The organism is Pseudomonas sp. ML2-2023-6 (assembly GCF_037055265.1).
In the GTDB taxonomy this organism is placed as follows: domain Bacteria; phylum Pseudomonadota; class Gammaproteobacteria; order Pseudomonadales; family Pseudomonadaceae; genus Aquipseudomonas; species Aquipseudomonas kulmbachensis.
Window position 1 is genome coordinate 1,104,726 of record NZ_CP146347.1, and the last position, 13,765, is coordinate 1,118,490.

The 13,765-nt window shown below is 59.9% G+C and carries 11 protein-coding genes; 3 read left to right on the top strand and 8 right to left on the bottom strand.

All coding sequences use genetic code 11. The features are described 5' to 3' along the window. Positions 1–162 precede the first annotated feature (162 nt). Together V6L79_RS05055 and V6L79_RS05060 are read right to left on the bottom strand one after the other, a co-directional pair. Positions 163–873 (bottom strand): 3'-5' exonuclease, encoded by a 711-nt coding sequence (locus V6L79_RS05055; protein ID WP_338579891.1) that lies wholly within the window; start codon positions 871–873, stop codon positions 163–165. Beyond that, the gene (locus tag V6L79_RS05060) at positions 870–2,804 is read right to left on the bottom strand and encodes a putative nucleotidyltransferase substrate binding domain-containing protein (protein ID WP_321838152.1); all 1,935 of its coding nucleotides are present in this window, start codon (positions 2,802–2,804) and stop codon (positions 870–872) included. The genes V6L79_RS05055 and V6L79_RS05060 overlap by 4 nt, the downstream gene beginning before the upstream one ends. Positions 2,805–3,098: 294 nt before the next feature. On the opposite strand from V6L79_RS05060, the gene V6L79_RS05065 reads away from it, so the two are divergent. Next, complete coding sequence (locus V6L79_RS05065) at positions 3,099–3,539, top strand: response regulator (RefSeq protein WP_338579892.1); 441 nt, start codon at positions 3,099–3,101, stop codon at positions 3,537–3,539. 75 nt (positions 3,540–3,614) lie between these two features. Here V6L79_RS05065 and V6L79_RS05070 read toward each other — a convergent pair whose 3' ends face one another. Further along, a complete protein-coding gene (locus tag V6L79_RS05070; protein WP_338579893.1) occupies positions 3,615–5,792 on the bottom strand; it encodes a malate synthase G in 2,178 nt (725 codons plus the stop codon). A 435-nt stretch (positions 5,793–6,227) separates the two neighbouring features. On the opposite strand from V6L79_RS05070, the gene V6L79_RS05075 reads away from it, so the two are divergent. After that, positions 6,228–6,746, top strand: a complete 519-nt coding sequence (locus V6L79_RS05075; protein WP_261740663.1) for a glycine cleavage system protein R — start codon at positions 6,228–6,230, stop codon at positions 6,744–6,746. Positions 6,747–6,749: 3 nt separating this feature from the next. Here the strand turns inward: V6L79_RS05075 and rarD are convergent, their stop codons facing one another. The 5 genes from rarD to V6L79_RS05100 all read right to left on the bottom strand — a co-directional run bounded on the left by rarD (position 6,750) and on the right by V6L79_RS05100 (position 12,612). Further along, positions 6,750–7,637, bottom strand: coding sequence for an EamA family transporter RarD (gene rarD / locus V6L79_RS05080; RefSeq protein WP_338579894.1), 888 nt, complete (start codon positions 7,635–7,637; stop codon positions 6,750–6,752). Between the two features lie 174 nt (positions 7,638–7,811). Then, positions 7,812–8,786, bottom strand: a complete 975-nt coding sequence (locus V6L79_RS05085; protein WP_261740665.1) for a serine/threonine protein kinase — start codon at positions 8,784–8,786, stop codon at positions 7,812–7,814. A gap of 190 nt (positions 8,787–8,976) precedes the next feature. Beyond that, positions 8,977–10,878: a PhoX family phosphatase gene (locus V6L79_RS05090; protein ID WP_338579895.1), complete on the bottom strand. Its 1,902-nt coding sequence runs from the start codon at positions 10,876–10,878 to the stop codon at positions 8,977–8,979. A 171-nt stretch (positions 10,879–11,049) separates the two neighbouring features. Then, complete coding sequence (locus tag V6L79_RS05095; protein WP_338579896.1) at positions 11,050–11,814, bottom strand: TOBE domain-containing protein; 765 nt, start codon at positions 11,812–11,814, stop codon at positions 11,050–11,052. A gap of 57 nt (positions 11,815–11,871) precedes the next feature. Next, positions 11,872–12,612, bottom strand: coding sequence for a ComF family protein (locus V6L79_RS05100; RefSeq protein ID WP_338579897.1), 741 nt, complete (start codon positions 12,610–12,612; stop codon positions 11,872–11,874). Positions 12,613–12,698: 86 nt separating this feature from the next. Here V6L79_RS05100 and bioB point away from each other — a divergent pair, with 86 nt between their 5' ends. Continuing rightward, on the top strand, positions 12,699–13,754 hold the full coding sequence (bioB, locus tag V6L79_RS05105; RefSeq protein WP_261740669.1) for a biotin synthase BioB: 1,056 nt from the start codon (positions 12,699–12,701) through the stop codon (positions 13,752–13,754). Positions 13,755–13,765 lie beyond the last annotated feature (11 nt).

The following is a 13,765-nucleotide window of genomic DNA, read 5'->3' on the forward strand; positions in this document are numbered from 1 at the left end:
AGCGAATGGTCCTACGCAATTGACGCTCATCGGATGAGGATAAAGAGCCTGTAGCCGCTGCCGCAGGTTGCGATCGAGCCCGAAGGGGTCGTGTCTTTTAAAGAGCGAAGGTCCAGCGGGCCTTATCGCAGCCTGCGGCAGCGGCTACAAAGGGTACGTAGGTTAAAAGCTGTGCACCTGTTTGCGCCGTTGCCACTGGTTCAGCCGCTGTTGCAGGGCCTGAGGGCTGTCGATGCCTTGGACCCGGGCGCGGCTGAACAGGATCAGCGCCAGTTCGGCGGTGGCCAGGGCGTCGGCACTGGCGTTGTGGCGGTCTTCGACCTGGAGGTTGAATTGATTGATCCACTGGTCAAGCCCGGCTTCGCGCTGATTGACCTGCGGGCAAAGCATCGGTGCCAGTGCCGCAACATCCATAAACGTATGCTGCAAACGGTAATCCAGGCTGTCTTTGAGGGCTCGGGTGAGCATGTGCTGGTCAAACGGCGCATGGAACGCCAGCAAGGGGCTGTCACCCACAAATGCCATGAAGTCGAGCAGGGCATCTACCGGTTCGCTGCCTGCGGCAATGGCGGCTGGCCCCAACCCATGTAGCAGCACGCTGGGGTTGAGAGGGCTGTTGGGGCGCAGCAGCGTGCGTTCAAACGCCTGGCTCAGGTCAATGGCGCCGTCTTCAATCACCACCGCACCAATCGACAGCACCTGATCACGATTGAGGTGCAAACCGCTGGTTTCCAGATCGACCACCACCCAGCGCTGCGCGCGGAGCGGTGCGTCGCTCAATCCCGAGGCGGTAGGCAGTTGCAGCAGGCGCTGTTGCTGTTCAAGGCCCAGGACCGGTTTTTTACGCGGTAACAACCATGACAACAGGCTCATAGCTGATACCGCAGGGCCAGGCTGCTTTGCAGGCGCTGGGCCTGGCGCAGGGCTTCACGCAAGATGCGCCGGTCCAGCTGGTTAAGGCTGTCCGGGTCTACGCGGTTGGAGTACGGACGGTTCTCGCGGGTTTGCAATTGGTGCTGCTGCATGCGGGTCTGCTGGATGAAGTGATAGGCCTCTTCATACGCGGCGCCGTCCAGTGGTTCGATAACTTCAAGGGTCACCAGCTGGCGCAGGCGCTCAAGGGTGTTGTTGGCTTCAACGCCGTTGGCCAGCGCCAGCAAGCGTGCGCCATCAACAAAGGGCGTAAGGCCCTGGACCTTGAGGTCGAGGGTGGCCTTGTCGCTGCCTTTGCGCTCCAGCACAAATTCGCGAAAGCGTCCCACTGGCGGGCGATGGCGCAGTGCGTTGTCGGCCATCATGCGCTGGAACAGGCGGTTGTCGGCCACTTGCTCAAGCATGCTGCGGCGCAGTTGCGCGCAGCCCTGTTCATCGCCCCAGACCACCCGCAAGTCGAAATAGATAGTGGAAGCCAGCAGGTTTTCGGGGGTGGCTTCGCGGATAAAGGCGGCAAAGCGTCGGGCCCATTCGCCACGCGACAGGCATAGCTCGGGGTTACCGGCCATGATGTTGCCCTTGCACAGAGTGAAGCCGCAGGCCGCAAGATGATGGTTGATCTGCTGTGCGATGGGCAGCAGGCGCTGGCGGATTTCGGCGGCCTGGGCAGCGTCTTTGGCCTCGAACAGAATGCCGTTGTCCTGATCCGTGTGCAGGGTTTGCTCGCGTCGCCCTTCGCTGCCAAAACACAGCCAGGTAAATGGCACGCCAGGGTCGCCCTTGTCGGCCAGTACCAGCTCGATAACCCGGCACACGGTGTGGTCGTTGAGCTGGGTGATGATGTGGGTAATCTGCGTGGAGGACGCGCCGTGGGCCAGCATGCGCTCTACCAGTTGGCCGATTTCGCCACGCAGGTTGATCAGGGTGTCCAGCCGTGGCGCGTGACGGATGGTGCGCGCCAAATGAACCAGATCGACCCGTTGCAGGGAGAACAGGTCACGCTCCGACACCACGCCGCACAGGCGCTGATCCTTAACCAGACACACATGGGCAATGTGCCGTTCGGTCATGGCAATGGCTGCGTCGAAGGCGCTGTGGTCGGGGCTCAGGTAGAACGGCCCTGGGGTCATGTGCAGGTCAATGGCCTGGTCGAAATTCTCCAGGCCATTGGCGACCACCTGACGCAGGTCGCGCAGGGTGAAAATACCCAGCGGTGCCTTGTGTTCGTCGACCACGACGATGCTGCCCACTTGCTGTTCGTGCATCAGGCGCACGGCTTCGCGCAGCGCGGCTTTTGGCGAACAGGTCACGGGGTGACGCATGGCCAGCTCACCCAAGCGGGTGTTGAGCGAGTATTGGGTGCCGAGAGTTTCAGCGGCTTTTTGCTGAACCTGCTGATTGACCTTGTCGAGCAGGCTACTGACGCCGCGCAAGGCAAAGTCACGGAACTCGTCGGACAGGGCAAACAGTTTAATAAACGCGGCCTTGTTCAGTTGCAGGCAGAACGTATCTTCAGCGGCGCGGTGTTCGGTGCGGGTGGCGCGCTCGCCCAGCAATGCGGCGAGGGGGAAGCACTCGCCGGTAGTGATCTCAAAGGTGGTCTGGGCTTCTTCTCGACCGGTATGAGTCCGCTCACCCACCACTCGGCCCTGTTTGACGATATAGAAGTGCTCAACCGGGCCGTCGGTCGGCCGGATGATGCTTTCGCCCGGAGCATAAAAGCGCAGTTGGCACTGTTCGACCAGATACGCCAGGTGAGTGTTTTCCATCTGGTTAAAGGGCGGGAATCGCTGCAAAAACTGCATGGTGCCGTGAATGTTCTGCAGCACCGCGGTCTTCCCTGCCTGGAGAAACGCATCCGATTTGCTCATTACTGATACCGCGTTGTGGGTGGTGAACCATTGTTGTTATGACTGGACAGGGCTGGGCCCCACTGCGTGTTTCTATCCCTCATGCTCGGCGGTCTGCGCGCGGGTGCCCATTGGACGTAAGTCTATGGAGTCGCGCTATGCTGATATCTTCGAAAAGGCGTGTATTTATTTTGTACATTTCGGCTACTGCAAGGCTTGGAAATGCACGCGCCTAAGTGCACATTGGCGGACGGTGAGGAATAACGGACTACACCGTAGGGACAATTAACCTACAGGGCAGTTTTCGAGAAACATATGACTGAACATGACATTTTGACCGACGCCGAACGCGAGGCCTTGCACGAGGTGATGCAGGCACCTGCTTCGGCTTCGTCCTGTGTGTTGATTGTTGATGACGATCCATTGGCTCGCGAATTGTTGGCGGAGTTTTTGGAGCTGAACGCGATCGAGTGCCTGACAGCAAGCAACGAAGAGCAGGCGCTGGCGCTCCTGGAGTCCAACCAGCCGATTAACCTGATGCTCACCGATTTGCGCATGCTGCCCCACGATGGCTTGCACCTGATACGCAAAGTCCGCGAATCGGAACGGGCCACCTTGCCGATCATCATCATGTCGGGTGATGCGAATGTGCTTGATGCCATCGATGCCATGCACTTGCATGTGGTGGATTTTTTGCTCAAGCCGATTGATACCGACAAGTTGCTGGCGCTGATCAGGCAGGAATTGGGGATGTAGCCCTCTGCCACAAGATTGGAACAGCAGATGCAAAAAAGCCCCGGCACATGGCCGGGGCTTTTTATTGGGTGCGGGTTACAGGCCGTTTTTGGCTTTGAACTCGCGACGACGACGGTGCAGTACCGGTTCGGTATAGCCGTTCGGCTGTTTGGTGCCTTCGATCACCAGCTCGACTGCCGCCTGGAAGGCGATGTTGCTGTCGAAGTTCGGCGCCAATGGACGGTACAACGCGTCGTTGGCGTTCTGGCGGTCAACCACAGGCGCCATGCGCTTGAGGCTTTCCATGACCTGGGTCTGGCTGACGATGCCATGACGCAGCCAGTTGGCGATGTGCTGGCTGGAAATACGCAGCGTTGCACGGTCTTCCATCAGGCCGATATCGTTGATATCCGGCACCTTCGAACAACCCACGCCCTGGTCGATCCAGCGCACCACATAGCCCAGAATGCCCTGGGAGTTGTTGTCCAGTTCGTTCTGGATCTGCTCCGGGGTCCACTGCGGGTTCACCGCCAGCGGGATGGTCAGGATGTCGTCCACCGAGGCCGGAGTGCGCTTGGCCAGTTCGGCCTGACGGGCGAACACGTCAACCTTGTGGTAATGCAGCGCGTGCAAGGCCGCGGCAGTCGGTGATGGCACCCAGGCGGTGTTGGCACCGGCCAGCGGGTGAGCGATTTTTTGCTCCAGCATCGCGGCCATCAGGTCGGGCATGGCCCACATGCCTTTACCGATTTGCGCACGGCCTTGCAGGCCAGTGCTCAAGCCGACATCGACGTTGTTGTTTTCGTAGGCCGAAATCCACTTCTCGGCTTTCATGTCGGCCTTGCGCACCATCGGCCCGGCTTCCATCGAGGTGTGGATCTCGTCGCCGGTGCGGTCCAGGAAGCCGGTGTTGATAAACACCACGCGCTCGCTGGCAGCCTTGATGCACGCCTTGAGGTTGATCGTGGTGCGCCGCTCTTCGTCCATGATCCCGACTTTGAGCGTGTTGCGTGGCAGCTTGAGCACGTCTTCGATGCGGCCAAACAGTTCGTTGGTGAACGCCGCTTCTTCAGCGCCGTGCATCTTCGGCTTCACGATGTAGACCGAGCCGGTGCGGCTGTTGCTGCGCGTGGCTTTACCGTTAAGGCTGTGGATCGCTGCGAGGCTGGTCAGCAGACCGTCGAGAATGCCTTCTGGCACTTCGTTGCCATCTTTGTCGAGGATCGCATCGATGGTCATCAAGTGACCGACGTTGCGCACGAACAGCAGCGAGCGGCCGTGCAGGCTGACGGTGCCGCCGTTGGGCGCCGTGTACTCGCGGTCCGGGTTCATGGTGCGGGTGAAGGTCTGGCCGCCCTTGGACACTTGCTCGCTCAGATCGCCCTTCATCAGGCCGAGCCAGTTGCGGTAAATCACTACCTTGTCATCGGCATCGACGGCGGCAACCGAGTCTTCGCAGTCCATGATGGTGGTCAGGGCCGCTTCCATCAGCACGTCTTTAACGCCTGCAGCGTCGGTCTGGCCGACCGGGCTCGATGTGTCGATCTGGATTTCGAAGTGCAGGCCATTGTGCTTGAGCAGCACGGCGGTCGGCGCTGCTGCTGAACCGTGGTAACCGATCAGTTGCGCGGCGTCGCGCAGGCCGGTGCTGGCGCCGTCCTTGAGGGTAACCTGCAAGGCGCCGTCAACGATGGCGTAGCTGTTGGAGTCAACGTGAGTGCCGCTGGCCAGAGGCGCGGCTTCGTCGAGAAAGGCGCGGGCGAAGGCAATGACCTTGTCGCCACGGACCTTGTTGTAGCCTTTACCCTTCTCGGCACCATCGGCTTCGCTGATGGCATCGGTGCCGTACAACGCGTCGTACAGCGAACCCCAGCGGGCGTTCGAGGCGTTGAGGGCAAAGCGCGCATTCATGACTGGTACTACCAATTGCGGGCCAGCCATGCGAGCGATTTCGTCATCGACGTTTTGCGTCGTTGCCTGGAAATCTGCGGCTTCTGGCTGCAGATACCCAATATCCTGGAGGAAGGCTTTATAAGCCACGGCGTCATGGGCCTTGCCGGCCTGAGCCTGGTGCCAGGCGTCGATCCGCGCCTGCAAATCATCGCGTTTGGCGAGCAGTGCTTTGTTCTTGGGCGCCAGGTCATTGATGACCTTATCGGCACCTGCCCAGAACTGATCGGCGGTGAGGCCGGTACCGGGAATAGCTTCGTTGTTTACGAAGTCGAACAGGACTTTGGCGACCTGCAGGCCACCGACGTGAACGTGTTCAGTCATTGCTTGCCTCACTCATTTTTATTTAAAGCCTGACACCGCCTTGGCTCATGCGGGCGGGGTGGTGCGGGTTATTGCAGACGCCTTGACGGACCGTGTTGCAAATTATGTAGTGGTCGCCGAGGCATACTACATGATCAATTGCAGATGTGAAAATCAGACTAATCACGTCGTTCTGCGACCGTTTTTACGCTATCGGTCACACAGAAGAACAAGATGTTCTCAAGAAATATGCAGGTTGTCCCGGATAATTCTAAAAACAGTACACAATTTAATCTGTGGTGATTTGGTTTTGACGGGTGTAGCCGCTGTCGCAGGCTGCGATAAGGCCCGTAGGGTCTTCAAAAATCCAAACCCATCGCAGCCTTCGGCAGCGGCTACAGGTATTTCATAGCGGCCTATACTCAACCGACCCCCCTAATAAGAGAGCCCCCCGCCATGAACCATCTTGTGATTACGGTCTTTGCCCAGGACAAGGCCGGGCAGGTCGAGCGTATTGCCCAATGCATCGCCGAGCATGGGGGTAATTGGCTGGAGAGTCGAATGTCGCGAATGGCCGGGCAATTTGCCGGGATCTTGCGCGTAGGTGTGCCCGCCGAGGCCCACGATGAGCTGGTCGATGCACTGCACGGTCTGGCCAAGGAAGGGATTCGGGTATTGATTGCCGAAAGTGGCATCGAGCAATCCTGCACCTGGAAGCCCATCGCCATGGAGCTGGTAGGTAACGACCGCCCCGGCATTGTGCGCGACATTACCCGGGTGCTGACGGAGCAGGGGGTGAATCTGGAGCGGCTGGTGACAGATGTGCGGCCCGCGCCGATGAGCAACGAGCCGCTGTTTCATGCCGAGGCGATTTTGGCGGTGCCTCTGACCTTGTCCCTGGACGTACTGCAAAAACGTCTGGAAACCTTGGCGGATGAACTGGTGGTTGATCTTAAGTTCAGCACCGAGGACTAAGCTTCAACCGCGCTGGCGCATGCTGAACCAGGCATCGAGGCTGTACACCACCAGACCGGCCCAGATAAATACGAAGGCGAGCAGGGTACTGTCGGACAAGTGCTCGCCGTACACCGTTATCGCCAGGATCAATACCAGCGTCGGCGCGATGTACTGCATAAAACCCAGCGTGGTGTAAGGCAAATGCCGTGCGGCGGCGTTGAAACACACCAGCGGTATCAGCGTTGCCGGGCCGGCAGCCACCAGCAACCAAGCTTCTGAACTGCTCCAGAATTCGCTATGGGCACTGTTGGCCTCAGGGTGCAGCAGCAGCCAGCCGATGGCGACGGGGACCAGGATCCAGGTCTCGACCACCAGCCCCGGCAGCGCCTTGACCGGCGCCTGCTTGCGGATCAGGCCGTAAAACCCGAAGCTCAGCGCCAACACCAGCGAGACCCACGGCAGGCTGCCGACTTGCCACACTTGTTGCGCCACCCCGGCGGCGGCCAGACCCACCGCAATCCACTGCAGGCGGCGCAGGCGTTCGCCCAGCAGCAACATGCCGAGCAGCACGTTGACCAGCGGGTTGATGTAGTACCCCAGGCTGGCTTCAAGCATGCGGTCGTTGTTCACCGCCCACACGTAGGTCAGCCAGTTGACGGCGATCAGCAGGCCGCTGATGGTCAGCACGCCAATGCGTTTGGGGCTGTCGCGCAGTTCTTGCCACCAGCCGGGATGTTTCCATACCAGCAGCAACAGTGAGCCGAACAGCGCGGACCAGAGCACCCGGTTCACGATAATTTCGGCAGCCGGGACGCTGGCCAGTAGTTTGAAATAGAGCGGGAAGATGCCCCAGATGACATAGGCGCTAAGGCCTAAAATATACCCGCGACGCGGGTTGGCGGCTTGCATGCAGAATCCTTGCTTAGGCAACTAACGGACACGGAAGAAGCCAAGAGTGTAAGCAGGTTTTTCCATTTGTGGGAGCGGGCTTTCTCGCGATTGCATCACCGCGATTATCCAGGGGCACCGCGTCGCCTGAATCGCGAGCAAGCCCGCTCCCACGAGAGCAACAATGAGGGCTGATCAGAACAGCTTCAGCGGTTCTTCATTGAGCGCCGACAATTGTTCGCGCAGCGCCAGGATCTGGTCGCCCCAATAACGTTCAGTGCCAAACCACGGAAAACTGTGGGGGAATGCCGGGTCGTCCCAACGTCGCGCCAGCCATGCGCTGTAGTGCATCAGACGCAAGGCGCGCAGCGGTTCGATCAGCGCCAGTTCACGTGGGTTGAAATCATGGAACTCGCTGTAACCATCCATCAGTTCGGACAGCTGGCCCAGGCATTCCTGACGATCACCGGCCAGCATCATCCACAAGTCCTGCACCGCAGGGCCCATGCGGCAGTCGTCGAGGTCGACGATATGGAACACTTCGTCGCGGCACATCATGTTGCCGGGATGGCAGTCGCCGTGCATGCGGATATTGGTGTGCGGGGTGGCGGCGTATACGTCTTCGACGCGCTTGAGCAGGTCGCGGGCGACTGACTCGTAGGCCGGGAGCAAGCTGCGCGGAATGAAGTTGCCTTCAAGCAGGGTGGTCAGCGAGTCGTGACCGAAGTTCTTCACGCCCAGCGCTTCGCGATGTTCAAACGGCTTGGTGGCGCCCACGGCATGCAGGCGACCGAGCAGTTGGCCGAGGCGATACAGCTGATCGAGATTGCCTGGCTCCGGCGCACGGCCGCCACGGCGAGGAAACAGGGTGAAGCGGAAACCTTGGTGCTCGAACAGGCTTTCACCGTTATGAATCATCGGCGCCACGACAGGTACATCGCACTCGGCCAGTTCAAAGGTGAAGCGGTGTTCTTCGAGGATCGCCTCGTTGGTCCAGCGCTGGGGGCGGTAGAACTTGGCGATCAGCGGTTGCGAGTCTTCAATACCGACCTGATACACACGGTTTTCGTAGCTATTGAGCGCCAGCACGCGGGCATCGCTCAAGAAACCGATGCTCTCGACGGCGTCGAGCACCAGATCAGGGGTAAGTGTTGCAAACGGATGAGACATGCTGACTCCTGCGCGCAGCAGGCTGCCGCGTCCGGCCATGCATGTTAACGCAGACCGGGTGGCTGAGGGCGATTGAATATAGTCTGGCCCCCTTGTGGGAGCGGGCTCGCTCGCGATGCATGCGACGCGGTGTTTCTGGATCACCGCAGTGATGCAATCGCGAGCAGGCTCGCTCCCACAAGACTTTTTGTTATGCGCCGACGATGCCGCCGTCTTCCCGGCTGATGGCCATGACCGAGGAGCGCGGTTTACCGTTGGACAGGTGCTCGGGAAAGGTAGAACCGCCGTTCTCGCCTGGGTGCTGAATACCCACGAACAGTGTTTTGTGATCGGGTGAGAAGCTGATGCCGGTCACTTCGCAGCCAATCGGGCCGACCATAAAGCGGCGGATTTCACCGCTGACCGGGTCGGCGCAGAGCATTTGGTTATTGCCCATGCCGGCAAAGTCGCCGCTGTTGCTGGAGTCACCGTCGGTCAGAATCCACAAGCGCCCGGCATCGTCAAAGCCCAGGCCGTCGGGGCTGTTGAACATGTTCTGCGGGGTAATGTTGGCCGAGCCACCCTTGGCAGCTTTGCCGTGAACTGCCGGGTTGCCGGCCACCACAAACAGGTCCCAGTCGAAGGTGTCTGCGCCATGATCGCCATTACCTGCTTGCCAGCGCAGGACCTGGCCGTAGACGTTCTTCTCGCGCGGGTTGGGGCCGCCGACCGGTTGCCCGTCTTCGCCGCGTTTGACGTTGTTGGTCAGGGTGCAATAGACCTGGCCATCCTTGGGGCTGACGACAATCCATTCCGGGCGATCCATGCGAGTGGCGCCGACGGTGCTGGCAGCCATGCGGGCGTGAATCAGCACGTCGGCCTGGCTGGCAAACCCGTTGCTGGCCTCTACACCATTTTTGCCGTGAGTCAGTTCAACCCATTGGCCGTGGCCCTTGGGGCGATCAGGGTTGCTGTCGCCACCGTCGAAGCGCGCCACATAGAGGGTGCCGTGGTCGAGCAGGTCGCGATTGGCCTTCGGATTTTGGTGGTTGATCTTGTCGCGGCTGATGAATTTGTAGATGAACTCGCCGCGCTCATCGTCGCCCATATAGACCACGGCGCGGCCGTCGCCCGTTTCGGCCAGTGCGGCGTTTTCGTGTTTGAAGCGGCCCAGTGCAGTGCGTTTGACCGGTGTCGAAAGCGGGTCGAACGGGTCGATTTCCACCACCCAGCCGTGACGATTGAGTTCGTTGGGGTTGAGTGCCAGGTCGAAGCGCGAGTCATGCTGGTGCCAGTTGATATCTTTGCTGGCAGCGACTGCGCCATAGCGCTTTTGTGCCGCGTCGAAGGTCTGTTTGGGGTCGGAGCTGCCAAAGCAGTCGGTGAAGTTTTCTTCGCAGGTCAGGTAGGTGCCCCACGGGGTCTTACCGTTGGCGCAGTTCTGGAAGGTGCCCAGTGCGCGGGTGCCGCTGGCATCTGCCTGGGTGCGCAGCAAAGCATGGCCGGCTGCGGGGCCGCTCAGCTGGATGGGTGTGTTGCCGTGGATGCGGCGGTTAAAGGGTGAACCCTGAACAAACTGCCAGCCGTCGTCCTTGCGCTGAATCTCGATGACCGATACGCCTTCAGAGGCCTGGGCCTTGTTCACTTCTTCAAGCGATGTCGGTGAACCGCCGTGGGGGTAGAGGTAGCGATAGTTGGTGTATTCGTTGTTGATCGCCATCAGTGCGCGGTTCGGGTCATCGGCGAAGGCGAACAGGCTCATGCCGTCATTGTTGTCGCCAAACTGCACTTCCTGTTCGCGGGCAGTGCCGTTGCCGGAAGGGTCAAACGCCGGGCCTTTGGCCTGTAGCGGTTGGCCCCAGCTGATAAGTACCGAGGCGCGATAGCCGGGCGGCAGGCTGATGGTATCGGTGGTGGCGGCGTTGATACTGTCGAACCCCAGCAGGTTGCTGTTGGCAGTACTGACACCGGCCGCTAGGGCGCTTCGACTGAGCAGGCCGCCACCCAGAAACATAGCTGCGCCGCACAAGGCGCCCGCGCTGATAAAGCCACGTCGACTCAGGCCGATGATCTGCTCAAGGTCGGTGGGTTGGTTTTCTTCTAATAGGCTCATGGCTGGCTCGGCTCTGGACGGTTTTGGCAGACACCATAAGCAGCAGGTATGACAAGGATGTTTCAAGTGTTAGCAGGGAGGTGTGCGGGAGCAGGCGAGCTCGCGATCATGCACAGACACAGCGTCGCCTGCATCGCAAGCAAGCCCGCTGCCACAGGGTGGCATCGAGTGTTACAAGGCCGTTCCCAGTAACACCATCGATGGCGAAAACTGCACCTGAGTCTCGTCGCCAACGTGTAACTCTAATGTTTCAAGGTGTTGCGGCTCGGTAAGGGCGCACAAGGTCTGGCCATTGGGCAGGCTGATTCGTACTTCGCTGGGGCCATTGTCGGTGTGCACGATCTGTTCGATCTGGCCGTGCAGATGATTGTGATCAGGGCCGGGCAGTTGTGCGGTGCTCGTCAGTTGCAGCCAGCCTGCTTTGATCAGCGCCACCGCCGGGCTGCCGATCGCCAGTTCCAGGCGTTGGGTGCTGTCGTGGGTGATTTGCGCGTGGAGGGTCAGGCCGCCGGGTAGTTCAAGCTGGATCAGGTCGTTGTGGCCATGCCCATGGATGGCAATCACGGTGCCATGCAACTGGTTACGGGCGCTGGTGCGCAACATCAGGCGGCCCAGCAGATCAAGGTCTTGGGAGTCTTCGGCAGCGTCCAGCACCTGATTCTGCAATGCTTGTAGGCGCTGATAAAGCCGCAGCACCCGCTCACCGGCCACGGACAGTCGAGCACCGCCTCCGCCTTTGCCTCCGATGCTGCGCTCCACCAAGGGGGTTTGCGCCAGGTTGTTCAGTTCATCAATCGCATCCCATGCGGCTTTGTAGCTGATGCCCGCACTTTTGGCCGCAGCGGTGATCGAGCCCTGTTCGGCAATATGCTGCAACAGGGCGATGCGTTGCGGGCGGCGGACGATGTGTTGAGCGAGCAAGGTGGGCAGGTGCATAACGGCAGATTCGCAAGGTGGGACGTGCCCGGAAAGTGCCTGCTCCGCCGGGGTGAGTCAAGGAGGCCCGTCGGGTTTTGGGGTTCGGGCCAGGCAATACACGTCTACTCGCCGTGCCCCGGCCCTGATCAACAAGCGCGCCAGGCTTTGCGCCGTGGCGCCGGTGGTCAGCACGTCATCGACCAGCGCCAGATGCAATCCGCCAACCTGCACCCCAGGCGCGAGGCTGAATGCGTGCAGCAAGTTGCGCTTGCGGGTTTTGGCATCCAGAGCCTGTTGTGCAGCGGTGTCTTGAATGCGCAGCAGCCAGTGCTCGCGCTGAGGGATGTTCAGTGCAGTGCTGAGCCATTGCGCGAGCATGGCGGCCTGGTTATAGCCGCGCTGACGCAGGCGCTTGATGGACAGGGGCACCGGTAGCAGAAAGTCGGGCCGGGGATCGCCTGAATTGAAGCCATCGAGCAGCGATTGGCTGAGAAGTTCGGCCAACAGTCGGCCATATGGCCATTTGCTGTGGTGCTTGAAGCGGATGATCAGGCTGTCGACCGGAAATCCATATACCCAGGGTGCATGCACGCGCTCGAAAGCGGGCGGTTGCTTGATGCAATGACCGCACATCAGCCCAGCCATTGGCAGTGGCAAGGCGCAGCGCTGACAGCTGTCGCCCAGCCAGGGCAGCTCCAGCTCGCAGGCAACGCACAGCGGGTGCAGTGTGTAGCTGCGTTCATCGCATAACAAACATGTCTGGTTATTAAATAACCAGATGTAAACCTGCCTAATCCATTGTGGTTGACAGTTCATGTCACATCCTTAAACATGCCGACATCCGTGCCGTGCCTGGGCGATTGCCTCAGGTTCTAGTCAAAGCATAACCAAGAGAAACGCCGATGAGCGCCAGCAGCCTTGCCAACTTGCGACATGATTGGTCTTTAGCCGAAGTCCGGGCGATGTTTACCCAGCCTTTCAACGACCTGCTTTTCGAGGCGCAGACCGTTCACCGCAAGCATTTCGATGCCAATCGGGTACAGGTTTCGACGCTGCTGTCGATCAAGACCGGCGCTTGCCCGGAAGATTGCAAATATTGTCCGCAGTCGGGCCACTACAACACTGGCCTGGCGAAAGAGAAGTTGATGCAAGTGCAAAAGGTGCTCGAAGAAGCACAGCGCGCCAAGGCCATCGGTGCCACCCGCTTTTGCATGGGCGCGGCCTGGAAGCACCCGTCGGCCAAAGACATGCCCTTCGTGCTGGAAATGGTCAAAGGCGTGAAGGCCATGGGCCTGGAAACCTGCATGACCCTGGGCAAGCTCGATCAGGAGCAGACTGCCGCACTGGCCCACGCCGGTCTCGATTACTACAACCACAACCTCGACACCTCGCCCGAGTTCTACACCAGCATCATCACCACTCGTACGTACAGCGAGCGCCTGCAAACCCTGAGTTACGTGCGCGATAGCGGGATGAAAATCTGCTCCGGCGGGATTCTGGGCATGGGCGAGTCGCTGGACGACCGCGCCAACCTGCTGATCCAACTGGCCAACCTGCCGGAGCACCCGGAGTCGGTGCCGATCAACATGCTGGTGAAAGTGGCCGGTACGCCAATGGAAAACGCCGAAGACATCGACCCGTTTGATTTCATCCGCATGCTGGCCGTGGCGCGGATCATGATGCCGCACAGCCATGTGCGCCTGTCGGCCGGGCGTGAGGCAATGAACGAGCAAATGCAGGCGTTGGCGTTCTTTGCCGGGGCCAACTCGATTTTCTACGGTGACAAATTGCTGACCACGGCCAATCCGCAGGCGGACAAGGACATGCAACTGTTCAGCCGCCTGGGGATCTTGCCCGAAGCCCGCGAAGATCACGCAGACGAAGTGCATCAGGCGGTGATCGAACACGCGCTGCGCGATCAGAAATCCAGCGAGCAGTTCTATAACGCTGCGGTTTAAATCACATATCC

Bases quoted from the DNA above. Each gene is read 5' to 3' on its own strand.
- V6L79_RS05055 (WP_338579891.1), bottom strand. From the start codon at position 873: ATGAGCCTGTTGTCATGGTTGTTACCGCGTAAAAAACCGGTCCTGGGC.
- bioB (WP_261740669.1), top strand. From the start codon at position 12,699: ATGAGCGCCAGCAGCCTTGCCAACTTGCGACATGATTGGTCTTTAGCC.
- V6L79_RS05090 (WP_338579895.1), bottom strand. From the start codon at position 10,878: ATGAGCCTATTAGAAGAAAACCAACCCACCGACCTTGAGCAGATCATC.
- V6L79_RS05085 (WP_261740665.1), bottom strand. From the start codon at position 8,786: ATGTCTCATCCGTTTGCAACACTTACCCCTGATCTGGTGCTCGACGCC.
- V6L79_RS05060 (WP_321838152.1), bottom strand. From the start codon at position 2,804: ATGAGCAAATCGGATGCGTTTCTCCAGGCAGGGAAGACCGCGGTGCTG.
- V6L79_RS05100 (WP_338579897.1), bottom strand. From the start codon at position 12,612: ATGAACTGTCAACCACAATGGATTAGGCAGGTTTACATCTGGTTATTT.
- rarD (WP_338579894.1), bottom strand. From the start codon at position 7,637: ATGCAAGCCGCCAACCCGCGTCGCGGGTATATTTTAGGCCTTAGCGCC.
- V6L79_RS05075 (WP_261740663.1), top strand. From the start codon at position 6,228: ATGAACCATCTTGTGATTACGGTCTTTGCCCAGGACAAGGCCGGGCAG.
- V6L79_RS05065 (WP_338579892.1), top strand. From the start codon at position 3,099: ATGACTGAACATGACATTTTGACCGACGCCGAACGCGAGGCCTTGCAC.
- V6L79_RS05070 (WP_338579893.1), bottom strand. From the start codon at position 5,792: ATGACTGAACACGTTCACGTCGGTGGCCTGCAGGTCGCCAAAGTCCTG.
- V6L79_RS05095 (WP_338579896.1), bottom strand. From the start codon at position 11,814: ATGCACCTGCCCACCTTGCTCGCTCAACACATCGTCCGCCGCCCGCAA.